General features: G+C 51.1%; 16 protein-coding genes. 2 read left to right on the forward strand and 14 right to left on the reverse strand.

Translation table 11 applies throughout. The features are described 5' to 3' along the window. Nucleotides 1-9 precede the first annotated feature (9 nt). The 12 genes from AC50Y3_RS17700 to AC50Y3_RS17755 form a co-directional block, all read right to left on the reverse strand. Nucleotides 10-1,689, reverse strand: a complete 1,680-nt coding sequence (locus tag AC50Y3_RS17700) for a putative 2-aminoethylphosphonate ABC transporter permease subunit (RefSeq protein WP_494820056.1) — start codon at nucleotides 1,687-1,689, stop codon at nucleotides 10-12. Continuing rightward, nucleotides 1,686-2,729 carry a putative 2-aminoethylphosphonate ABC transporter ATP-binding protein gene (locus AC50Y3_RS17705; protein ID WP_494820057.1) on the reverse strand — a complete coding sequence of 348 codons (1,044 nt, stop codon included), beginning with the start codon at nucleotides 2,727-2,729 and terminating at the stop codon, nucleotides 1,686-1,688. The genes AC50Y3_RS17700 and AC50Y3_RS17705 overlap by 4 nt, the downstream gene beginning before the upstream one ends. A 190-nt stretch (nucleotides 2,730-2,919) precedes the next feature. Further along, complete coding sequence (locus AC50Y3_RS17710) at nucleotides 2,920-4,023, reverse strand: putative 2-aminoethylphosphonate ABC transporter substrate-binding protein (protein ID WP_494820058.1); 1,104 nt, start codon at nucleotides 4,021-4,023, stop codon at nucleotides 2,920-2,922. Nucleotides 4,024-5,448: 1,425 nt separating this feature from the next. Next, nucleotides 5,449-7,227: a sensor histidine kinase gene (locus AC50Y3_RS17715; protein ID WP_494820059.1), complete on the reverse strand. Its 1,779-nt coding sequence runs from the start codon at nucleotides 7,225-7,227 to the stop codon at nucleotides 5,449-5,451. A 103-nt stretch (nucleotides 7,228-7,330) separates the two neighbouring features. Continuing rightward, nucleotides 7,331-8,176 (reverse strand): NAD-dependent epimerase/dehydratase family protein, encoded by an 846-nt coding sequence (locus AC50Y3_RS17720; RefSeq protein ID WP_494820060.1) that lies wholly within the window; start codon nucleotides 8,174-8,176, stop codon nucleotides 7,331-7,333. A gap of 36 nt (nucleotides 8,177-8,212) precedes the next feature. Continuing rightward, entirely contained in the window at nucleotides 8,213-9,433 is a 1,221-nt protein-coding gene (locus AC50Y3_RS17725; RefSeq protein WP_494820061.1) for an enolase C-terminal domain-like protein, read from the reverse strand. 45 nt (nucleotides 9,434-9,478) lie between these two features. After that, nucleotides 9,479-12,166, reverse strand: coding sequence for a glycosyl hydrolase family 28-related protein (locus AC50Y3_RS17730; protein ID WP_494820062.1), 2,688 nt, complete (start codon nucleotides 12,164-12,166; stop codon nucleotides 9,479-9,481). Nucleotides 12,167-12,320: 154 nt separating this feature from the next. Continuing rightward, entirely contained in the window at nucleotides 12,321-13,934 is a 1,614-nt protein-coding gene (locus AC50Y3_RS17735) for a DUF3502 domain-containing protein (RefSeq protein WP_494820063.1), read from the reverse strand. Between the two features lie 71 nt (nucleotides 13,935-14,005). Then, entirely contained in the window at nucleotides 14,006-14,890 is an 885-nt protein-coding gene (locus AC50Y3_RS17740) for a carbohydrate ABC transporter permease (RefSeq protein WP_494820064.1), read from the reverse strand. 33 nt (nucleotides 14,891-14,923) lie between these two features. Next, the gene (locus AC50Y3_RS17745) at nucleotides 14,924-15,901 is read right to left on the reverse strand and encodes an ABC transporter permease (RefSeq protein WP_494820065.1); all 978 of its coding nucleotides are present in this window, start codon (nucleotides 15,899-15,901) and stop codon (nucleotides 14,924-14,926) included. Between the two features lie 662 nt (nucleotides 15,902-16,563). Continuing rightward, entirely contained in the window at nucleotides 16,564-18,351 is a 1,788-nt protein-coding gene (locus AC50Y3_RS17750) for a cache domain-containing sensor histidine kinase (protein WP_494820066.1), read from the reverse strand. Then, on the reverse strand, nucleotides 18,344-19,987 hold the full coding sequence (locus tag AC50Y3_RS17755; protein WP_494820067.1) for a response regulator: 1,644 nt from the start codon (nucleotides 19,985-19,987) through the stop codon (nucleotides 18,344-18,346). Before AC50Y3_RS17755 ends, AC50Y3_RS17750 begins: the two co-directional genes overlap by 8 nt. Before the next feature lie 305 nt (nucleotides 19,988-20,292). Between AC50Y3_RS17755 and AC50Y3_RS17760 the strand changes: the two genes are divergently transcribed. After that, nucleotides 20,293-21,366 (forward strand): M42 family metallopeptidase, encoded by a 1,074-nt coding sequence (locus AC50Y3_RS17760; protein ID WP_494820068.1) that lies wholly within the window; start codon nucleotides 20,293-20,295, stop codon nucleotides 21,364-21,366. 156 nt (nucleotides 21,367-21,522) lie between these two features. Beyond that, nucleotides 21,523-22,059 carry a hypothetical protein gene (locus AC50Y3_RS17765; RefSeq protein ID WP_494820069.1) on the forward strand — a complete coding sequence of 179 codons (537 nt, stop codon included), beginning with the start codon at nucleotides 21,523-21,525 and terminating at the stop codon, nucleotides 22,057-22,059. 35 nt (nucleotides 22,060-22,094) lie between these two features. Here AC50Y3_RS17765 and gntK read toward each other — a convergent pair whose 3' ends face one another. Both gntK and AC50Y3_RS17775 read right to left on the reverse strand, forming a co-directional pair. After that, on the reverse strand, nucleotides 22,095-23,639 hold the full coding sequence (gntK, locus tag AC50Y3_RS17770) for a gluconokinase (RefSeq protein ID WP_494820070.1): 1,545 nt from the start codon (nucleotides 23,637-23,639) through the stop codon (nucleotides 22,095-22,097). A gap of 201 nt (nucleotides 23,640-23,840) precedes the next feature. After that, nucleotides 23,841-24,839: a zinc-dependent alcohol dehydrogenase gene (locus tag AC50Y3_RS17775; RefSeq protein ID WP_494820071.1), complete on the reverse strand. Its 999-nt coding sequence runs from the start codon at nucleotides 24,837-24,839 to the stop codon at nucleotides 23,841-23,843. Between the last annotated feature and the right edge of the window lie 5 nt (nucleotides 24,840-24,844).

The raw sequence follows: 24,844 nt of genomic DNA on the forward strand, positions 1-24,844 counted from the left end.
TTGCCTCCTTTAATTGTGAACCTGCCATGCTTCGGACTGTCTTCTTATCCGTTTAACCGCCAGTTCATAGAGCGAGCGGACAACGATGTTCGTCAGGACGATCAAGGTAGACATGGCAGCCGCAGCAGCGATGTCCCCGGCATCATCCATGTTAACGATGGAAACGGAAGCCAGATTCGTATCAGCGGATCTTAGGAAGATCACGGCAGATACGGTTACCATGGCATTAACGAAATAGTAGATCGCATTCTCGAGAATGACCGGCAGCGACAACGGTACCGTTACGCGCAGGAAGGTGCGGTAGAACGGAACTCGCATCGATTCCGAGACAAGCTCGAACTCTTTATCCAGCTTCTTCAGAGAAGCTGTTGCCGTAATGAACGGCACGGAATAGAAGTGAACGATATTAGCGAGTACAATAATCGCCAGTGTGCCATAGATGCCGCCAAGCGGATTGCTCGGATTGTTAAAGAAGAAGATATAAGCGAGACCCACAACCATGCCGGGCAAAGCAACAGGCAGGATGGAGAGGAAGTATCCGGCTTCTCGGATGAGCTTCAATTCCTTGGACTTCTCGATAAAATAAGCGAAAACAAAGGTAACGAGCGTACCGATGACAGCGGTGAAGAAAGCGGCTTTCAAGCTGTTCATATACGGTCCAAGTCCGCCTGCTGCAACTCTTGAAAAGTCGTAATGTTTCAATCCGAGACTCAGGTCATACGGCCAAACCTTGACGCATGAAGCGTACACCATCGTTACAAGCGGAATGAGAATGCCTAATGAAACGACAATGTTGAATACCGTAAACGTGATGTCTCGCGGTCGTTTCTTCTCTATGCGGTATGGTGTGGATTTGGCTGACAGCATCGAACGCTGCTTGCGGTCGACGATTCGATTCACCACGAACGCAATTACAGCCGGGACGGTGAGCAGGATGCCGACTGCCGCTCCCATGGACATATTTTGCTGACCTATGACCTGTTTATAGATGTCTGTTGCCAGTACATTGAACGAGCCGCCAACCGCCTGTGGAGCTCCAAAATCCGTAAAGGAAGCTGTGAAACAGACGAACACGGCGCTGATCAAGCCATATTTGACCGATGGTAACGTAACCGTGAAGAACCTTCTCAGCTTACTTGCTCCCATCGATTCTGCAGCTTCATAGAGACGGAAGTCGGTAATCGAAAGTGCCGTTAAGAAAATCATGTAGGCTTGAGGGAAGATATAGATAACCTCGGAGATGATAATCCCTACCGGGCCGTACAAATGAATGTTGATCCCCGGCAGATGACCGAATAAACCGGTTGTGATTACACCTTGATTCCCAAACAAATACGTCAAAGCAATACCATGCATAATGGTTGGTTCGAATAGCGGAAGCAAGGCCGCGTATTTGAAGAAACCTTTCCCCCACACTGCGGTTCTCGATATGCCAAAGGCATAGAAAAAGGCAAGCGTACCCGCGATAATCGTAGAAACGATAGAGATAAAGATCGTGTTCGTTAAGGATTGAGACAGTGCCGGTGTCGTGAAATAATGAACGAAATTATCAAGTCCGTTAAATTGACCATCCCGATTGAAGAAAGCTTTGCTGAACAGCGTGCAAAGCGGAAATAATACAATCACCATTAAGATGAATACGACACTCACGATGAAGATGCGGCGTATCCATTGCTCACGGTCTCTCATCCGAACACCAACTTTTCAGGCTGGAAGTGGATGCATTTATTCGCGGGCAATTCAAGTGAAACACTCGCGTTTCGAGTTAGCTGCATGTGAGCGGCGGCTTGTGACGATATGTCTACGAGCATCGTTTGTGCTGCAATTGTACCGCCTTGGAATTCCTGCTGCTCAACCTGCACGGTTAGGCGATAGAAGGAACCGCGAAATTCAATATGTCGCACAATGGCAGGAATTCCGCCTAAGGCAGGCAACGCGTGAATATGAACATGCTCGGGACGAATAGCCAAACCGCCTTGTGCGGCCGCAGCTTTCCCATGATTCATGAAATTAATCGCGCCGATAAAATGTGCGACAAACGGGGAGGCCGGCACATCGTAAACCTCTTGCGGCGTTCCAACCTGTTTGATCTCGGCATTGTTCATCACCACGATGCGGTCTGCCATCGTTAATGCTTCTTCTTGATCATGGGTAACCATGACTGTTGTAATGCCGAGTTTCTCTTGCAGCTCGCAGATTTGCTCTCGCAGCTTCTCACGAACCTTAGCGTCAAGCGCGGAAAGCGGTTCATCCAGAAGCAGAAAGTCGGGAGACAAAACAATCGCCCGAGCCAGCGCAATTCGCTGCTGCTGTCCGCCTGACAGCTGAGCCGGATAACGATCGCCCATATGCGCCAGATCGACGAGATCCAGCACATGTCTGACTTTCTCATCGATTTCCTTCTTGGCTAACTTCTTGCCTTGCAAGCCATACGCCACGTTCTGATAAGCCGTCAAATTCGGAAATAATGCATAGGATTGAAAAACCATTCCGAAATTGCGTTTCGCCGGAGGGAGCTTCGTGATCTCCTTGCCACCTACCAGGACACTGCCTTCAGTGGGACTTTCGAGACCCGCGATGATGCGCAATAGGGTTGTTTTGCCGCAACCGCTGGGCCCTAGCAAACAAATAAATTCACCCTTTTGAATCGTGAGATTGATATCCTTGAGTGCGGTAAACGAGCCGAACTGTTTATGAATATGTCGCAGTGACAGGTAAGCTTGTGACATAAGAGCCTCCCTTTATTTGACTTACACCTTTATTGTACAGTCTCATTGTTATCTCAGGGTTAAAAACACGTTAATAATGTGTTATTTATTTGTTTTAATTGTTTTTAGTTGGTTTTTGGTAAAGGAAAAGCTGCTCGGCAGCATACCCGCGCAGCTTCTTCCTTTTGACTACTAGTAGAGGGTCGGTCTATTACTCCGTTTTCGGTTCGCTCTTCGCGTTATAACGTTTATCCCACTCCGCCAAGATGTTGTCTCTGTTTTTTGCCGATTTATAGAAGTCATTCTTAATCAGCTGCTTCACCGGATCCTGCGAATACCCTTCAGGAATAACCGTTGTATCGGCTTTCGTTGCAAGGATCGCGTAGTTCTTGTTGTATTCCTTCATAGCATCGTCTGTAATGGCCCAATCCAAGAAATTCTTCGCCGTTTGCTTGATTGTTGCTTTCTTCATCAACGCATTCGCTTCAACATCCCAGCCTGAACCTTCTTTCGGGAACACAACCTCGACCGGTGATCCATTCTTCTTCTCTTCAATACCGCGGTAGCCGAAGGAAATACCGATTGGATACTCGCCTGTTCCTGCCATCTTTGCAGGCTTCGAGCCGGAATGCACATACATGGCAATGTTGTCGTTCAGCTTATCCATATACGACCATGCATCGTCTTGACCTTTCAATTGAACGAGGCCGGATACTGTAAGGAAACCTGTTCCGGAAGAAGATGGGTTTGGCATGGTGATCAGACCTTTATACTCAGGTTTAATCAAATCCTCATAGGATTGTGGAATGGGCAGGTTCTTCTTCTCAAGTTCCGTCTTGTTGACTACGAATGCGGTTTCCCAAGCATCGATGCCAACCCAGTGTGCCGGTTCATTCTTGTCTTTAAAATCCGGTTGGATGCGCTCCACACCTGCCGGCGAGTAACCTTCCAGCATTTCATTCTGATCAAGCACGAGCAAGCTTGTTGCTGCAACGCCCCAAACGACGTCAGCCTGCGGGTTGTCTTTCTCTGCCAGCAGTTTCGCTGTAATAACGCCTGTCGAATCACGGACAATGTTCAATTTCACATCCGGGTATTTCTCTTTGAAGGTTACCAGGTATGCGTTAATTTGGTCATCTTCAAGCGCGGTATAGATCGTCAAATCTTTGCTCTCTGTGTCTACGCCGCCGTTTGTCCCCTCGTTTGCCCCAGCAGATGTTTGCTCTGTATTTGCTTCCGGTTTTGCTTGTCCGCAAGCTGCCATAATGGAGATTGTCATCAGTGTTAACACGATAAGTGCGATAAACCTTTTCATTATTCGTTTTCACTCCTTGTTTGGTTCCGCTCGGTTTGACCAAGCTTCGATACTCTAAATATAGGGGCCAATTGTAATTTCAATATTAAATACAAGTTAAGAAATTGTTTTTGTTTATATATTAGTTGTTTTTAGTTGGGTTTTGGGGCGGAATGGATGCCGATCCATCGTATTGATGGCTAAAGCCATGCGGACGCTCTCCCACCACTTTATCTTGATCACACCTGCGCCTGCTCTTATTCTAAACAGCATCATGCAGCCATTAATCGCATATAAAAACGATGTCCTTCTGCTGGTTTATATTGGTTTTGGTTGTAGTTGTTGATGTTGAGCTGCGCGGGCCGAGCGAGTTGCACGAGCTGAACGGGCGCGCGGGCCGAACGTTCGAACTCGAACCCCGTGTGCCGCGGTAATCTAACGAATTGCTCTGCAGCGTTAGAGAACTGCCTAATTTCGAGGTGACCGTGATTCTAACGAACCGTACAGGCCTTATTCGGCCAAATTTCGGCGCTCCGAGAATCTAACGAACCGTACAGGTCTTATATTGGGAAAAACAGCTCCCGCTCACTCAAAAACCATCAAATAAGACCCCTACGGTTCGTTAGAATTTTTTGGGGGCTAATTTGGAGCAAATAAGACCTCTACGGTTCGTTAGAGCATTTCGCATTCGCATTTCGCATTTCGCATTTCGCATTTCGCATTTTGCATTTTCGCATTTCGCATCCCACATTCCACGTTCCACCTTCCACACATTCAGCGTCCATCATTCACACATTCGGTAACTTACATTCCACATTCCACTCTCCACAACCCACCTTCCACATAGCCCACATCCATCATTTCACACATTCGATAACTCACATCCCATACCGCACTCCACTTTCCTCGCATTCAACATCCCACTCTGCACTCCACGTACCACGTTCCACACAGCCCGCATCCATCACTTCACACATTCAATAACTCACCTCCCATTCCGCACCCCACCTTCCTCGCATTCAACATCCCACTCCACACTCCACAACCCACCTTCCACAGCCCGCATCCATCACTTCACAGATTCAGTAACTCACATCCCATACCGCATTCCACTTCCCTCGCCTTCCACAATCCACGTTCCACCTTCCACATGTTCCGCAATTCTAACGAACCGTACAGGCCTTATTTTGCCAAATTTCGGGGCTCCGAGAATCTAACGAACCGTACAGGCCTTATATTGGAAAAAACAGCTCCCAATCACCTGAAAACCATCAAATAAGCCCCCTACGGTTCGTTAGAATTTTCGGGGGGCTATTTTGAGGTAAATAAGACCTCTACGGTTCGTTAGAGCATTTTCCCAATAGGCAATCCTATCCAAAATGACAAAAAGAACCTCTCGCGCTCAAATGAAGCGCAAGAGGTTCTTTTCAGTTACACAATCGACCCTTAAAGCATCGGGATCGCCAGCTGGAAGTGGATATAGCCCTCTACCATATTCACATCGATGGTGCCTTTGTAATACTCGACACGTTCTTTAACGACAGCCAGCCCCAGCCCGCTGTGCTCCCCGCCGACTTTCGTGCTGAACCCTGTCCCGAACATTTGACTGACGCGTGCGGGATCGAAATCTTCATGCACCAGATTAGCAACGGAGAAGTACAGCATGCCTGCTTCCGACCAGCCTTTCACGATGACATGCCGCAGCTCCGGAGCCAGTCTGCTTACTTCGTCGAAGGCGTTGTCGATGAGGTTACCGATGATTTTCACGATATCCACCGATTTAACGCCAAGCGACAAACCGTCGAGGCCCGTAAAATGATGGTCGAATAAAATCTTCGTTCTCATCGCTTGTGCCATTTTTGCCTGAATCAATGCAGCGACAGCAGGATGGCCGATACGAATAATATCATTCACTTCATTGATCTCTTCGATGAGCTCCTCCATATATCGCAGCTGTTCTTCCTTCTTCCCCCTGGACAGGAGGGCATACATCGTTTGAACATGATTCAAGAAATCATGCCGCTGGCTGCGAATCTCCGTAAACATGACATCCATATTCTGAATGTACAGCTCTTGCGTGGAACGCACCGCGTTTTCCTTGCTCTTGCCGATAAACCGGAATACGAGATACATGCACAAAATGCTGAATATCGTAAACAGCACGACGAGCAGTGCTAGCCGAACTAACTGCATATTCAGTGTTTGCTCGATCGAGCTATAATCAGAGTCGATTACGATGACATAAGGAACGTCCCGCTGCACTTCCGCCACTCGCGCCTTGGCCTCGATATAAACGAAGGTTTTGAGAATGGTTTTACCCTGCCACTTCTCCAGAACGCTTACCGGCTTGTTCGTTTGAACGGCCTTCGTAAAGCTGTCCATGTCATCGGCGTGTTTGATCTCATAACTGCCAAATAGTACAGGACGATCATAGATGGAGATAAAAGAATTCCCGTTATTATCTTTATAGAGCTTAGGGGCCTTACCGAATGTAACCCCGTTTAAGCCTGCGATTTCAATAATATCATGATTCGCCGCGATCGTTTTCTTCACAATCGTGTCGCTGCCGACGATCTCCTGATATTTCAAAACCTGATCGGCATTCACAAATACGGTAATAATATAATCCGTCGATCCGTCATTATAGAAGCCGAATTTGCTGACTTCGCTTGCGCCGGAGGCCGGAACCTCTGCGATGCCGGACCAGAAATTAGGCAAGCTTTGACCTTCAGGTATGGTTACATTGTGTTTCGTTAGCAGCTGGTCGTACGCCGTAAACCAGTATCCAAAAGGCTTCGTGCTCGTAATCTTAAGCTCGCTGGGCTCAGAGGATTTACGAACTCCGATATCGTCACTGTTTGCCACTCGCTGCATAAGCGATATTCCCGCAACGCCGGCCTGCTTCGCTAGTGTACGAAGCTGTCCGTTCGTAACCTGATTCAGATCAGGACTAAGCTGTCCTTGGATGAACAATGCGGCCGTGCGCAGCTTCTCGCCGATCAGATCCTCCGTGTAGAAAGAGCCTTCTTTCGATTGCTCAATCGAGGTTCGGATTTGATTGGCAGTAGCTGACATTCGCGCGGACAAGTCATCTTTTAACAGCGACTTGGTATACCAGTAGTAGGAAGCGTTATTAATCGCAACCAATAACACGGCAATACCGAAAATAATATAGATGATTCTGGCATTAATCCGCATGAAATACACACTTTCTCTCTGGGACAAATTGGAACTCTCTTAGTAGTATAGTTGCATCGTATGTAAGCTGTCTATGTGCAGATTTGTCAAAAAAAACAAAGAGCCCCCGCGTCAGAGGGGCTCCTTCCGTTCATTCCACTTGATCCTTCCACGAATAAATAGGCTTCCAGTTTAATATCCGGCAGGCTGCCTCATTGCTGACCAGCGCTTCTCGCCCTTCAAAGCTTCTTCTGCGGTCACGCACCTCCGGATAAAATTCATCCAGCAATCGCTCCGTATTCCAATCGCTCAGCGTATCGCTGCTTGTAATGTTGAGCGACACAGCCCCGTAGCCATCCGTCTTCAGCGCGGCGATCGTGGCGGAGACGGCGTCCCGGATATCGATATAGCTCCACAAAATATGTTTGTAATTGATCGGCTCATTCATGCGTGCAAGGAACGACTTGAGCTCATCCGGCGTGGCAATGAGCGAATACCGCATCGCAGCCACCTGCATGCCGGTACGGCGGTTGAACGTTTCGCCCGTCTGTTCATTGACAACCTTGGATAGACCGTAGCATTCCTGCGGCAGCTGAGGATGCGCCTCATTAACGGGTACATAATGAGGATCGAATTTCTTCGGCGCCCAGCAGAAGCCATACGAGGATTCGCTCGAGCCGAATACGACCTTCTGAATACCCAGCACCGAAGCCGCTTCAAACACGTTGTAAGTCGAGAGGACGTTGTTCGAGAACGTAAACTCGTTCGAAAATTGGCCCGGTGACGGGATAGCTGCCAAATGTGCAATGGCATCTGCTCCATTCACACCGCCGATCACTTGCCCCAAGTTCGACAAATCCACTGTGATTTGCCTGCAGCGCAGCTTATCTGACTTCTTATTATCCAATGCAATAACGGTATAGCCTTGGGCCAGCAGCTCATTCACGACCCACACGCCAAGCTTCCCGCTTGCTCCGGTTACGGCAATTGTTTTCAACGCATTCGCCCTCCTTGCTTTATTGCGCTGACCGTTCTAAGGACGGACAAGCGTTCCATCCGGTCTGCGGTCCAGTTTATACGGAATATGATAGGCTGACCGGCTCCAGCCATCATCCACGAGCAGTGCTGCTTTCTCCTCATCAATGTCTACCCCTAGGCCAGGCTTCTCCGATAAATAGAGATAGCCGCCTCTGCGCTCAACATGACCTGGGAATGCTTCACATTCTGCTTCTCTGAAATGATTGATTTCCTGAATGCCGAAATTCCAGACCGCGCGATCCAGATGAACGGCTGCCGCTTGGTTGACAGGGTCGTTCTCCCCGCCTTCTTGCCATGCCGTCCGAACGCCGAAGGTTTCGCCAAGCGCGGCAAGCTTGCGGCAGGCGCTGATGCCGCCGCCCTTGGACACGCGCACGCGGATGAAATCGATGAGTCTCTCCGTAATGAGATCCGTCCATTCATGCGGACTGGTGAACAGCTCCCCAACCGCTTGCGGCGTTGAAGACTGCTGCCGCAGCTGACGGAACCAGCCGATCTGCTCCGGCGGCAATATATCCTCTAAGAAGAACAACTGGTAAGGATCCAGCCGTTTGGCCAGCTGTACAGCAGCGATCGGCTGAAGATGTGAATGGACGTCATGCGTAAACTGAATATCGTTGCCAAAAGTAACGCGCAGCTTCTCGAACATCGCCGGAATGGCATTCATATAGATCGCTTCATTGAACACATTGGCAGACCAGCTCGGAACAGGAACATTCGCTTGGTCTGCCGGCAAGAAGCCGCCGCCGCCATAGGAGCCAAGCTGACAACGGATAACCGTGTAGCCTTCCTCCTTATAGCGGTGAACCGCTTCGGTCAGCTCTTCTTGATCGCGTCCATCCGCATGGCCATAACAAGGGACAGCCGATCTGCAGGCGCCGCCGAGCAGCTGGTATACCGGCAAATTGGCCTCTTTGCCTTTAATGTCCCAGAGTGCCATATCGATGCCGCCGATAGCGGTTTGGGTAATGGAGCCATGCCGCCAATACCCGCTCGTATGCATCATCTGCCATATATCCTCGATCTGGCCTGCCTGTCTGCCGATCAGCAGCGGGGCAAACAACTGCTCCACGACCTGAACGACGGCTTCCGGATTAAACATATCCGTTGCCGAGCCGATTCCGTACAACCCGTCTTGATCTGTCGTTACTTTTACGATGGTCCAGCTGCCGTCATGCCGTGTTCGGATACATTTCACACCTGTGATCTTTGCCACTGTTTGCTCCTCCGATTCTTGGACCTATGAATGGAATTTAAAAACTCATAGGTGCATTTCGTTATAAATTGTGACCGTTCCCAAGGATGTCGTTCCGTTATAGCGCATCAGATTCATCACGTTGACCGAGCCGCTGTCCACCTTCACGGTGTATCCGCCTGTGCCGAGATTATCCGTTCCTAAGTTGAATGCGTTTACCGTTCCCGACTGCACAACTAACCCGTTCTTTGAGCCGTAGGCAAAAACGTTGACCAGCTTCTCATCGGAAGCTCCGTTCACGGTTACAAGCGTCTCATTGGGTCTCGTAAACGCATCGATGACCTGCGAGAAGACGTTGCTCTCCACGACCCAGCCGGGAATGTTGTAGCCGGTGCGGCATACGGCGTTGCCGTTGGTGAGGATGCCGGTGATGTAACCGGACGTACTGAGCCCTACAGTAATACCATTCTTGAACAAGGTCCCTTGTACCTTCTCCACATAGTGGTTATCATTACGATTTGTCATCAAATCGATGGCGTTATACGAGTTAGGCAGTCCCACATTGACAATGTATACGCTGCTGCCGTTGCCTCTAATCGTATAAGGGAACGCTTTTATTCCAGCTGCAGGATTGTTCTCCGGATAAAAGACACGCAATCCGCGCAAGCCGGCTGTGTTCCCATTCAGCGTAATAAACGCCGTGCTCGAATCCGGTGTGGCCGTATCTTTACCTTCATAAGCGAAAAACACCGTGCCAGCGCTTGATCCGCCTTGATCTCTCGTTGGCGATGAGGCTGAGCCGCGCAGCTCTACATTGGCCGGAACGGTCAAGTGCGTGCTGACCTTGAACCAGCCTGCCGGCACATAGACGACACCGCCGCCGGCGGTCCCCGCGGCATTCAGCGCGGATTGGATCGCGGAAGTTGCATCCAACGTCGGCAGCGCCGGGCCGCGCGAAGAGGTAAACGGCGCATTGTACGGCGCTTTGGTGACATCATACAGCACGGCTCGGCTGACCTTCGGCGTAGCGGCAGAAGGCGACACAACCGGCGATGTTCCCGGTCCGGAGATCGTTACGGTACCTGACGTGCTGCCCGTAATATCGGAATCGGTCACTTTCACATAACCAGCCGTGTTGTTCTGAACGGAGGCCGTGCTGCCCTTAAGCACACTGCGCAGGAACGATACACCCCAGCGGGTGTCGATATTGTCTACCTTCACCGCGATATTCGTGTTCTGGATATTCGCCCAGATAAAGGCGCCCGAGAACTGAATCCGCTGGCCTGTTACGATGTTGATTCCGATATTGAAGTCGGATGCCTCCATCGCATAGAACTGATCCCACTCCAAGTCGCCAAGCGTGAACGCAGTGGCGTTCGAACGCGTCCAGTTCTTGATCGTAGTCGCACTCGGAGCATTGTAGGACACTCCTGCATTGGCCCAATACGAGCTGTTAAAATTCACATGCTCCCATGTGCCGACATCTGCACCGTTATAGGCTTCCACGCCTCGGTATAGAATCGTGCCTTTCACGTTCTTCACTGTCGCTTGCTCATGCACCTGCGAACCGCCGGTATGGTCGGAGGCCATCGTGCTAATGCCGATTCCGCGATACGAGTTAAGCATCGTCACGTTCATGATGGACGCCGTCATATAATTCTCGTTGCTGATCCAAGCATTGCCCGGAATTTCGAAAGTGTAATTATAGTGAACCGGACTTGTCGCATTCTGGTTCGGATAATACACCGTCAAGCCCTGTACGGATGCGCTGCCGCCAATGCGGAACAGCACCGGCCCCGCATCGCCGGACGTCAGATTCGCAGCGATTACAGTGCCGTAACTCCCGCTTCCGCTGTCCGCATCGCGGTAATCGCCTCGGACGGAGCAGAACGCTCGCACTTGAATCGTGCCGGATACTTTGTAAGTTCCAGCAGGCAGCCATACCGTTCCTCCGCCATCGTTGTAGCAGGCGTCAATGGCATTTTGAATGGCGGCGGTCGCATCGTTCACACCCGTATTATCCGCGCCGAAGGCCGTAACGTTGTAGTCCGAAATTACAATATCGCTTGTCGGATAGACGGTGCTGACGATGACGCTGTTGCGGACAGAGCTTGTCGTCGTTGTATTGGAAATCGTAATATCGTCGATGTAGCCGCGGTAGTTGCCTGTACTGCCTGCACGGTCATAGGCGACCCAGATACGGTCGATCGTCTTTCCGGCATTCTGCACACCGAAGTTCGAATTGATCTGTGACCATGCATTGAGCGGAATCGTTCCGCCATGACCACCGGCCGGATGAACCGTATTCCCGTTTTGATCCACCGACCCGCTGTCGCGCAGCGTCGACCCATCCGTAAAATGAAAATCGACCGCCATATACCTTCCGTTATCCTGCTGCGGATAGATGAAATATTGCAGCTTGGACGCCGAAGTCACGGGAATGCTGACGGTGAACACCTTGAAATACGCATACGTTGTCGAGCCGCCGTTCGCGTTGCCTGAATACATAAGCGCCGAAGTACCGGTATGCGCCTGCTCGCCGGTACGCGGAGAAGCCTCCGGTGAAACGCCTGACGTTATACCGCTCACATTGGAAGAGAATTCGATGGTGTCCAAGAAATTCGGTGCGGTTTGACCGGATTCCAATCCTGTGGTGAACAGGACGGTATCTGCCGATGCCGCCAGCGGTAAGAACGGAAAACAGGATACAGCGAGTAAGATAGCCATGATGAGGGGAGAAAACCTCTTCTTCATAATCTACACCCTTTCCCACTTGTAATCGTTTACAAATAGAGTATAAGGAGTCTCGCTGCAGCTTGTAATGAGTCAATCCGATAGTTATCTGGGGCAACCTTAGCTGTTTGGCCGGCAAAAAATCCGCACCCTGTGAGAGGCGCGGATTTCTCGATTACTTCTTCGTAGCCAGGTAGGCATCGATTTGTTTTTGCGCTTCTGCCATGATTTTGTCAAGGCCGTTTGCCTTCTGCTTCTCGATGTAATCCGCTACTGCTTTATCGACGTCTTTGGCATTTCCGAACTCGATCGGTTTGTGGAATTCTTCGATCGCTTGATCGCGTTTCGCTACTTCGTTCTTGATGTTGTCTTCGGAGATGAACAGACCGTCTACCGGCGAGTTTACGTTAACCGGCAATGCTGCGAATTCTGCTTCATGCACCCAGAAGTCTTTGCCGTAAGCTGGGTTTGGACGCATAAATTGCGGTTTCCACAGCGCCCATTGGCCGCCCCACTCCATGTAGTTACTTGTAGTCGTTTGCATGCCTTCCGGATAATTCGCTGTTTCGCCGTCGATTACATAGGTTTTGCCTTCGATTCCGTATTGTACGAGGTCATAGAGTGTTTTGTCCGTTTCGAGCATATCCAGGAATTGCAGCACGCGATCAGCATGCTCGGAGTTGCGGTTAATCGCTACAACGTTAGCCAGTGCTGTACGGTTGACATATTTCTTGTCAGGGTAGAGCAGCGAGCTGGACAGCTTGTAGGAAGGATCCGCGAAGCCAGGGTTTGCGTTCACCCATTCATGCGAGGAGTCGGTGTAGAACATTTTGCCGTTTCTCCATTGTGCTGCGCCGTCTTCTTTATCGATCATGGCATCTCTGTTGATGATTCCGTCGTCGTACCATTTTTTAGCCATAAGTGCTGCTTCTTTGTAGAACGGTTGTTGTTCAACCGGTTGGATCTTCACGGCCGGATCGTTGAGGTAGAAGCCCATGCCATGGAAGCCAAGGTCAACCCACTCATCGCGCTCCATATAGATGCCAAGCGGTGTGGAACGGGACAGCTTATCTTTCGGGAATGCTGCTTTCAGCTTGTGCAGGAAAGCATCGAGATCTTCAATGGTTTTGATGGAATCCACAGCCGGCGTAATGCCCGCTTTATCTGTCAGATCCACCCGCCATACCGCATATTTACGTTGGTTCATACTCATCGTCCAAGGAAGGCCGACGATTTTGCCATCGACTGTTGCAGCTGTCAGCGTGCCTTGTTCTTGATATTTAGCATACAGGGTTGGTGCAAATTTCGGGAGCAGGTCGTTGAGCGCCATGTAGGAGCCTTTGGCAGCCATCTGCTTATAGGAGAGCCAGTCGCCGTCAAAGTTCATATCCCATTTATCGCCGGAAGCGGCCATAACGAGCATTTTGTCTTTAAAGTCGCCAAACGGGATAAAGTTGATATCGAATTTCACGTTAAGCCCTTTTGTTTTCACATAATCGCTGACTGCAGACCAAACCTCGTCCGTAGCCGCTTTCTTGTCACCGCCAAAATAGAACTTCAGCGTAACTTCCTCTTGCTCCTTAGCTGTGTTGTCCGTCGTTGCTGCCGCATTGTTCGTATCTTCTGTGGATGCATTCGTGGTGTTGTCAGCCGCTGCATTGGTTGTACCGGATGAATCTCCATTGTTTTTGCTGTTGTCATTGTTGCCGGAACTACATGCCGAAAGCATTAGGCTAAGCATAAGCACAATCGTGAGCAGCAGTGGAAGCTTGGAATGCATCTTCTTCATCGTGTACCTCTCCCCTTGAGCTTGTTTTTTATACTATCCAGCGCTACCGGTAGCGCCGTTATAGCTGTCCGTTATCCTTTCACTGCACCAACCATCAAGCCTTGGACAAAATACCGCTGCAAAAACGGATACAAGAAGACGATCGGCCCGATCGTTACTACCGTGAGTGCCATCTTGATGGACTCGGACGGCAGCTGCGCGGAGATGCGCTGCATATCGGCGGCATTGCTGGAGCTTCGGAGGAACTCCACGTTCGAAACGAGCGTTCGGAGCAGCAGCTGCAGCGGCTGCAGCTCTTGCTTATCGACGAACATGAGGCCGAGGAACCAATCGTTCCAGTACCCCAGTGCGACGAACAAGCCGACAGTGGCGAGAACCGGTTTGGATAAAGGCATGATCAGCTGGTAGTAGATGCGGTACTCGCTTGCTCCGTCCATTTTGGCGGATTCATAAATGTCCTCCGGGATGGAGAACAGGAAGTTGCGGATCAGGAACATGTTGAACGCGTTCGCCAGCGGTGGCAGAATCATCGCGAAGATCGTATCCTTCAGGTGCAGGTAGTTGACGCATACGATGTACCAAGGTACCAAGCCGCCGCTGAACAGCATCGTGATGATGACGTAGATCGAGAGAATGTTGCGGTATTTGAAAGAGCGCCGCGCCATTACATACCCGCCTAGGCTGGTCAGGAGAACCGAAAGCAGCGTGCCTGCAACCGTAACGATCATGCTGATTCCGTAGGCGTCCACAATTCGATTGGAGCCGAGGAGCAGAATCTCATACGACATGAACGTGATATGCCTTGGGAACAACGAGTAGCCGTTGTTTATAATATCGTTCTCCGTTGCGAGCGAGCCGGTAATAACCATGAGAAACGGCAGCAGACAGGCAAGGCTGAACAAGGAAATGATGACGATAATGATCGTTTGCGAGATGGATATACGTTTTACCGGCATGATGCCCCTCCTTATGTTCGTCGCGAAGTAAAGTTAGAAAATAGCTGAGTCCTTGTCGACCTTCCTTGCCGCATAGTTGCTGCCAAGCACGAGAACGAAGGCAACGACCGATTGGATAAATCCGGCTGCCGAGGCCATTCCGATATCACCGGACTTCCTTAAACTGCGATAGACCAGCGTATCAATAACATCTGTTGTCGGATAGAGGAGAGAAGCATCGCCGACCATGGCGTAAAACATGCCGAAGTCCGCATTCATGATTCGCCCTACTGCGAGCAAGGTGAGGATGATGATCGTCGGCTTCAGCATCGGAATGCTGATATACCGGATCTGCTGCCAGCGGGATGCACCGTCGATGGAAGCGGCTTCATAATACGAGCTGTCAATACCCGTGAGCGCGGCCAAATAGATGATCGTGCCATAGCCGGTTACTTTCCAGCGGATGGCGATGGTCAGAATGAGCGGCCACAGCCCTGCTTCGCTGTAGAAATCGATGGGCTGGAAGCCTAACCATTCTACAATGCGATTGATCGCGCCATTCTCGTAGTTGAGCAAGTTGTATGTGAACACGCCGACGACGATCCAGGAGATAAAGAACGGGAGAAACGTGATCGACTGCGTAATTCGTTTAAAATATTTGTTGCGCACCTCGTTCAGCATCAGAGCAAGTCCTACCTCGAAAATCAGCCCCACTGCGATGAACAAGCCATTGAGCAGTATGGTGTTTCGGACTGCGCGGGAAGCAGCATCCGAGGAGAGCAAGTAGTCGAAGTTGTTGAGAATGGGCTGCGCCCAAGGACTGCCGAAGATGCCTCTGGCGAAGTCGTAGTTCTTGAATGCGATGATGAGACCCGCGAGCGGCAAATAGTTGAAGACAAGGAGCAGGATGCCGACCGGGAGGAACATGACATAGAGCGAGTGGTTCCGCATGAGATCAGAGACGAAGCTCGACCTCTTGCGATAGACAGCTGCACGTATCGGTTTATTCACAACTTCGCTGCTTGGTTTCATTGGCGTCCTTACCTTTCCTGTTCGTGTTTGGTAGCTGCTTATCGTTGCTATAATCATCATAATGGATGGCCCGCAGACCTACTATGAGCCAAAATTAAACTTTGTGGTGTAAACTTGGCCTCTGCTGAGAAAGTTCCGCCTGTGTGGTGCTCCTCTGTGGATCAGGGCGGCAGACTCGAGGAGTAAGTGTTGCTCGGGGAGCTACACTTGCTCGCGTTTCGCCGATTTTCCGATGATGTGTTGCTCTGAGAGCTACACATACTCTCAATTAGCCAACTATCTGCTCATGTGTTGCTCTGAGAACTACACTTTCTCTCAATCCGCCGATATTCCGAGCATGTGTTGCTCTGGGAGCTACACATGCTCTCAATTAGCCAACTATCTGCTAATGTGTTGCTCTGTGAGCAACTCTTGGCTGCTTTTCCCACCTATATGCGGTAACTGCTACCTCTCTTGTTGCTACTTCGACGCTTTCCCGCCAATGCGCGGTAACCAATACTTCTCTTGTTGCTACTTCGACGCTTTCCCGCCAATGTGCGATAAGCGATACCACTTTTATCTATACTTCGACGCTGCAACTAGCCGCCCAAAGAAAAGGACACTTATTCCAACCGCGGAATAGTGTCCTCTACGTGTCCATCCCACAAACTAACCGTCTACGCTTACCCCGACTCTTCCTCCGGCTCTATAATCGGATGCCGCAGAACAATGCGCGTCCCGCTTCCTGCCCTCGCCTCAATTTGCAGCGTGTAGGCCTCGCCAAAATACAGCTTCAGCCGATCGTTCACGTTGCGGAGGCCGACGCCGCGGCGCTTGGCGACAAGGGCCGACTTCTCCTCCGGATTGGTCAGCTCCTGCAGCACCGCTTCCGGAATGCCTTGTCCATTGTCGCTCAGCTCAATGACAATATCCGTCCCCTCACGGCGGCCGGTCAGCATAATCTTCCCTTTCTCGGGATTGCTCCGGATGCCGTGATGAATGGCGTTCTCGACTAGCGGCTGCAGCAGCAAACGGAGGAACGGCGCATGCAGCACCTCTTCATCGATCGAAATCAAGAACCGCACCTGATTGCCGAGGCGGGCCTGCTCGATACGGACGTACGCCTTCACCTGCTCGATTTCCCTTGACACCGTCGTAATCTCCTTGCCCTGATTGAGACTCAGACGCAGCAAATTACCCAGAGAAGAAACCATCTCACTAATGTCCGGCATGTTATGATACTCCGCCTTCCACCGGATGGACTCCAGCGTATTGTACAGAAAATGCGGATTAATCTGGTGGCTTAGCACCTGAAACTCCAGCTCTTTCTTCGTCCGCTCGGCTTGCGTAGTCTGGTCGAGCAGCTGCTGGATTTTGCCGGTCATGTTGTTGAAGCCCCGATACAGCCAGCCGATTTCATCCCTGCGATCCGAAGGCGGCAGCATGAATTGGAATTCGCCGGACTCCAGCTTGCGCATGGAACGAACCAGCCTGTGCAGCGGATGGGTGAAATACAGCGTCATATAGATGACGACCCCGATGCAGCAGATCAAATAGATGATCAGGAAGAAAACAAGCAGCTTATCCATTTCCTGAATCGGATGCGTCAGCTGCTCGAGCGGCGTCGTACTAACGAGCATCCATTGCTCCGTATCCAGCTTCACATACGTGACGAGCTGCTTCTCTCCGTCGATCGTCAACGTCTCCGCTTTCTGCGTCGAGGCCGCAATGGAATCGACGAGCGGCTTGGACGGGATAAGCTTGCCGGCCAGCGCATTATCTGCCGTATCATAGAGCACATACCCGCTGCGCGTCATCAGAAACATCCGCTGCCCCTTCATTCGCTGCGAAGGCGTGAGATACCGTTTCAGCTGATCCTCCGTCAAATCGGTAATGACGATCCCCCGCGCAATTTGGTCATGCAGCCCGGTGAACCGCTTGATTTTGGACAGCATCGGTCGAAAATACGAGCTTTCCGCAGGCATAAACAGATGCCACGTCGGCGTAATCGTCATCTGTGCCGTTTTGAACCAATTGCTGGTCTGAAATCCCTTCTGTTCGTCCAGCGTGTTGATATACATCGGATGTTTGCTCGGATCGATCGGAAACACACGGACTCGAAAAGCATCCACCTGCGACTTGGACTGATCAAGCAGCAGCATCATGCCGGATATAAACGAGCTCTCATCCTTCTTCGGAACCATCGAGTCCTCCATCAGCTGCTGAAACTTCGCATTGCCGATGATGCCATTAATCTGCTCGTTCAGCTGGTTCAGGTAGCGATCCAGATTCCGCTTCGATTGGAGCATATAGTCCATCGAGAACGAAGCATTGGCATTCGAAATGCCCTCAACGGACTTGATATGCGCATAATAGGCAAAGAGCAGAAACGGCACAATGATGATCATGAAGAACATGCCAATCACTTTATTGCGCAAGGATGCCGCTTGCTGCAGCGTATAGCTACTCATCGATGATTCCTCTCAGCTTCCGATATTCTTTCGGCGTATGGCCCACGTTCTTCTTGAACAGCTTCGTAAAATGAACCGGGTCGCGGTAGCCTACCTCTTGCGAGACCTGATAAATTTTGTTGGCGACGTCACCTAACATTTCCTTCGCTTTCTCGATCCGCACCTCAGTGAGATATTCCAAAAAGGTCTGCTGCTTCTCCTTCTTGAACAGCTTGCTGAGCCACACCGGCGTAACATGAACCTCCAGCGAAACGGTGTGCAGCGTCAAATTATCGCCATAATTCCGCTGGATGACCTTCTCCGCCTCGGAAATAATTTGGCTTTGCGGCACCCAGTTTTTCCTGAAATCCGCGGCGATGGACACCAGATAGCTCTCCACCTGAATACGCAGCGAATCGAGCGTATCGTACTGCTCCAATCGGTCCCAGATGGCGATCGGATTGCGTTCCCAGCCGCGTTCTTTCCATCCGCCGGCGGCCGCTTTCTTGAATAGTTCGAGCAGCCACTCGAAGATTTTCTGCTGGATATCTTTAATGTTGGTCGAACCCCAGGTCCGTACAAATTCGGGGAATGATTGCATGACGGTCCGAATTTCCCGATCGGAGCCGTAACGAATGAGGTCGAACATTTCATTGACGTTGCCAATCGACAGCTCCGAAAACTCCGCATCGACCCCGAGATCCTGACGAAGCAGCAGCCGATTGCCGCCGTAAACTGCCTTTTGCTCCAAAATATCTGCTGCTTCCTGCCGCATATCGTGCAGCTGCTTAATGCCTCCGACCGTTGAAGCGAGCCCGATGCTGACCTTCACTTTGACATAGCCGTTAATCCGGTCGATGCAGGTAACCGCAATATCCTTGATGGAGCAAAGCTGCTCCTGATGATTGCAGCTGAGAACGATCACGAAACGGGATTTCGCATCGCTGTACATGCAGGCCGGATGCGCATATTCCTCCTGCAGTGTCTGCTTCACGACATTGCTGATGCCGAACAGGACTAACTCCTTTTCCTTGCGGTACAGCTTCCCTTGGTCAATCGCCTTCAGATCATCCACTTCGATGAGCATGAGCGCGAGCTTATGCTGCGTCAGCCACTCCAGCTGCAAATTGCCGAGTCTATGCATCATGCGCGATTCCCAGTACGGGTTATACTCGTTCTCCGCGGCTTCGCGAACGACTTCCTCCTGCATTTTGGGCAATGCAAAATGCACCTGATTCTCCAGCAGCAGCTTGTTCTGCTTGTCGAGCCGCTCCTCACGGATTTGGCTGATCGCCTTGTGAATGACCTGCGACAGCTCCTCGATATTAATCGGCTTGAGCACATAATCGATAGCGCCGAGCTGCATCGCATGCTTCACCAGATCAAAATCGTCATACCCGCTGATCACGATCGACTTGCCCGAGAAGTTGCCGCGCTGATGCAGAGACTGAATAAACTCCAGACCCGACATGCGGCTCATTTTGATATCCGTCACAATAACGTCCGGGTTTAACTGCTCGGTCAGCTCAAGCGCGGTTTCACCGTCGTCAGCCGTATATATTTCATCCAGATCGATGCCAAATTCCACCCAAGGAAAACGAAGCCGCAGCCCCTCCCTGATTTCCTTCTCATCATCTACAATCAGCACCCGATACATGTTCTCTCATCACCCTTTACCGAGTATGTATGCGACTTTAACATGAACGTACCGTTATCTTATCGCTCTTAATTCCAGGCAGGCAATGGGGGAATATTATCTTTAACAGGTCAATCGAAACTAACTTTGGAAGCGCTTTATTACAGTTCGACAGCGATTGTGCTTTCCCTTCCGGCTACTCCTTTTGAAGCGATTATGAATAATGTCGGGAGTGCCTCATTTACCTTCGATTGGAAAGACGGTAGAATAGGGGTGTTTGGTCCATCTGAATATCCCCCATCCCATTACGATAGCGAGGAATTACCATGAATCAAGAAACAATGGAACTGATGCGGACGTTAACCGAATTTCAAGCGGCATCCGGCTTTGAGCGGGAGCTGCGGAGCTTTGTTCGCGGTGAGCTTACGAGATATACAGATGAAATCGTACAGGATCGGCTAGGCAGCATCTTTGGCGTCATGCGCGGCGATGAGAGCGGTCCGGTCATTATGGCGGCAGGCCATTTGGACGAAGTCGGTTTCATGATCACGGGTATTACGGAGAACGGCATGCTCAAATTCCAGACGCTTGGAGGTTGGTTCAGCCAAGTGCTGCCTGCGCAGCGCATTCAAGTGATGACGGAGAACGGGCCGATCGTCGGTATCATCGGTACGACGCCAGTTCATCTGCTTGATGAAGCAGCGCGCGGCAAGCCGCTTGATGTGAAGGGCATGTATATCGACATCGGCGCGGACAGCCGCCAGCATGCGGAAGAAGTCGGCGTACGTATCGGCCAGCAAGCCGTGCCGTATTGTCCGTTCACTCCCCTTGCGAATCCGAAGAAAATTATGGCCAAATCATGGGATAACCGCTACGGCGTAGGCCTTGCCATCGAGCTGCTGAAAGAGCTGCACGGGCAGAAGCTCCCGAATGTATTGTACTCCGGAGCAACCGTGCAAGAAGAGCTCGGACTTCGCGGCGCCAAAACAGCATCTGCCATGATTAAACCGGATCTGTTCTTCGCTATGGATGCCAGCGCAGCCAATGACATGAACGGCGACAAATCCGCTTTCGGTCAGCTAGGCCAAGGCACCCTGCTTCGTCTCTACGATCCAAGCATGCTGACGCATCGCGGCATGGTGGAGTACGTGCTGGATATGGCGCAAACGCACAAAATTCCCTACCAGTACTTCGTATCCCAAGGCGGAACAGACGCCGGAGCGGTCCATACGCAAGGGATCGGTATCCCTTCAACCGTTATCGGCGTATGCGCACGGTATATTCATACCTCGGCTTCCGTCCTGCATACCGATGACTACGATGCGGCTAAGGAGCTGCTCGTGAAATTGGTGCAGCATTGCGACCGCACGACCTACCAAACGATCATTGACCATTCGTAAGTATGGTTATAAAGAAAAGACCAGTGGACCGTTCGCGTTAGCGGAACGTCCACTGGTCTTTTTGCTTCGTACTATTTTCTATTTCACAATCGAAACATTACGCTGCATCTATTCGTCCATAAAGTGAAAGCATAAAGGTAAGAAAGGATGATGGTAATGCAAACATATACTGGTAAGCATTCAAATGTTTGGTACAGGCTGACATCAGCCGTTCTCATAGCCCTCACACTCGTATTTTCCTTAGTTGGCTGCAGCCAATCGGATCAAGAAAAGAGCACAGCGGAGCACCAAGTTGGAACCCTACCGACCATCACGAGTCAAATAAAAGCCGGCACCAATCCGTTTGAAGTAGCCGGCATCGAGGATCCGCAGGCATTCTTCGACGTATTCAATGCGGTTAAGAAAGCCATCGCCGAGGATGATAAAGTGACCGTGGCCAATCATATTCTGTACCCCCTCAGAGTGAACAGCCCTTCTGGCACGCAGCTGATCAAGACACGCAGAGACTTCGTCGATCAATACGACGCCATCATGAACAAGTCGATCAAACAAGCGATCGCCGAGCAATCAGCAGACCAGGTATTCGTGAATTATCAAGGCGTCATGGTCGGCAATGGCGACATCTGGTTCGGCGGCAGCGCCGATAAACCTCAGGTGATCGGGATGATTGCCATTAACCACGATATCCGCTGACAGTCGGCGTTCGTTGATCCCGTGCGGTTTGCGCACTATTGAAACAGTTTCCGCTGGTAAGCAGCGATGCTTGCGTATTCTTCCGTAAGCTTCTCCGATAGGCGCAAGTAGATAGGCAGCAGCTCCTCATAGTGGGCTGCTGCTTCTTTATTTGGCGTAAGCTCGAAAGTGGAGCCCATCATCTTCGAAACGATCGACAATGAATCGGCACGGCCGATCGCCATCAATCCGAGCACAACTGCTCCTAAGCAGGAGCTCTCGAAGCTCTCCGGAATGACAATCCGCTGTCCCAATATGTCTGCCATCATCTGACGCCAAAGCGCAGAGCGTGCAAATCCGCCTGTGGCATGGATTTTGGCCGGCTTGCCGATCGTTTCCTCCAACGCATGCAGAACGGAATACAAATTGTAATTAATCCCTTCCAGCACAGCACGCATCATATGCTCCTTACGGTGATGCAGCGACAGACCGAAGAATGAACCGCGCGCATCCGGGTTCCATAGCGGCGCTCGTTCTCCTGTCAGGTAAGGGTGGAAAATCAATCCGTCCGAGCCGGGACGTACCTTCTCCATCTTTTGCGTCAGCACATCGTACGGGTCTAAGCCCATACGCCTCGCTTCTTCGGCCTCTTCCGAAGCCAGCTCATCTCTGAGCCAGCGGAAGATGACGCCGCCGTTGTTCACCGCTCCGCCGATGACCCATTTGTCCGCCGTCAGCGCATAGCAGAAGTAACGGCCCTTCGGGTCCGTAACGGGCTTATCTACAATCGTGCGAATCGCGCCGCTCGTTCCGATCGTAAGCGCCACAACCCCAGGATCAATCGCATTCACGCCTAGATTCGACAGGGGGCCATCACTCGCTCCGACAACAAAAGGCGTAGTCGGCAGCAATCCGATTTGTTCCGCTAATTCAGCTTTCAGCCCGGTAAGCACATGCGTCGTCGGGACAAGCTCCGACAGTCGGTCACTTGTTATGCCTGCAATTCGAAGCGCTTCCTCATCCCAGTCCAGCTTCTCTAGATTCATCATACCGGTTGCCGAAGCAATCGAGTGATCGACGACATAGCTACCAAATAGCTTGAAGAAGACATATTCTTTGATCGAAATAAACTTCTTCGCCAGACCGAACAGCTCCGGTTCATCATGTCGCAGCCACAGCAGCTTCGTAATCGGCGACATCGGGTGAACCGGTGTACCTGTCCGCAGATAGACCTCATGACCGCCCATTTCATGCTTGAATTTAGCCGCCCATGCAGCGCTGCGGTTGTCTGCCCAGGTCAAGCATCTCATGAGTGGTTTGCCGTCAGCATCGACTGGAATGACGCTATGCATGGCCGAGCTGAACGAAGCAAACAGCACATCCGCCGCATTCACACCCTGCATGATTGTCTTCATTGTCGAAACCACCGCGGCAAAGATTTCTTCCGGATCCTGCTCCGCTACTTCCGGTGTCGGTGTATAAAGCGGGTATTCCACATGCGCGGAGGTGACGACGCTGCCATCCTCCCGGAACAGTACGGACTTCGTGCTCGTTGTCCCAATATCCACGCCAATCATATAGCTCAGCTGCTCGTTCTTCATCGCTAATCCTTCTTCCCCGCTAACACATCCAAGTTTCGCGTGTTATGTAGAGTATGTATTTCAATGATCATCACTTTCCATGTAGTATATATTCCCTGCCCTTACAGCGCAATGTTGAGCGAAGCGGATTGCAGCAGAAAAGCCGCCCAGGCTCCCCTATGAAGAGGAAGCCTGGACGGCTCGCTATCTTGCGTTCTATCCTTACAGCAGATCCCAATCAAACATAACGCCAATCGCCGAAGTACGATCCTTCATCAGGAAATCATACGCAGCAGGTGCTTCAAGCGGCGAGTATGTATGAGTCATCAAATGCTCGAGGTTCATGCGACCTTGGAGCAGGTAGTCGTAGAATACGGCTGTCATTTGATCGCCGGTCACGCCGTTATAATTGCGCGTCATGCTGGCATGAACACCAAGAATGGCTACAGAGTTCGAAACGACGCGCGGTCCAATCACTTGCTTGGACGGCTGGGTGGTATCGCCCAGCAATACGACGCGGCCCATTTCCTTCGCCAGCAGCGTAGCAGGTGCCAGTACAGCCGGATGGCCTGTAATATCGTACACCACGTCGCACATGCTTCCGCCCGTAATACGGCGCACTTCTTCAGCCGCTACATCTGCAGCCGCACAGATTGTATGCGTTGCTCCGCTCTTGCGGGAGAACTCCAGACGTAATTCCGCCTGATCAATCGCAATAATATGTCTCGCGCCGGCAGCTCTCATATACTGCACGACCAGTTGGCCGAGCAGGCCTTGGCCTATAATAGCAACCGATTCGCCGAGCTTCAGCTCCGCGCGGCGCGTGCCCACTTGCGTAATTTGTCCAAGCGTCAGCCAGGAAGCTTGCTCATCCGTAATGCCGTCCGGAATCGGCTTCACATTGTTCGCATGGGTATTGAAGTATTGTCTGTGCTGCATATTCGATGTGACCCGGTCGCCAACTTTAAACCCTTCGACGCCTTCACCCACTCCAATAATTTCAGCCGCCATGGAATACCCCGGGTAGAACGGATACTGCACCCATGACTCCCAGTTCGTATTCGTATCGAAAATCCCGCGCAGGCAAAGGGTTTCCGTGCCGGTACTGATCAACGACTTTCTGGCTTTGCAGCGCACCTCGCCGGCTTGCAATGGAGCTAATTCTTCTTCGCGAACTTCAACGACCTGCGCCGCCGGAAAAATAACATTCATAGAATTCATTCGAT

It is taken from the genome of Paenibacillus sp. J22R98 (assembly GCF_059383835.1).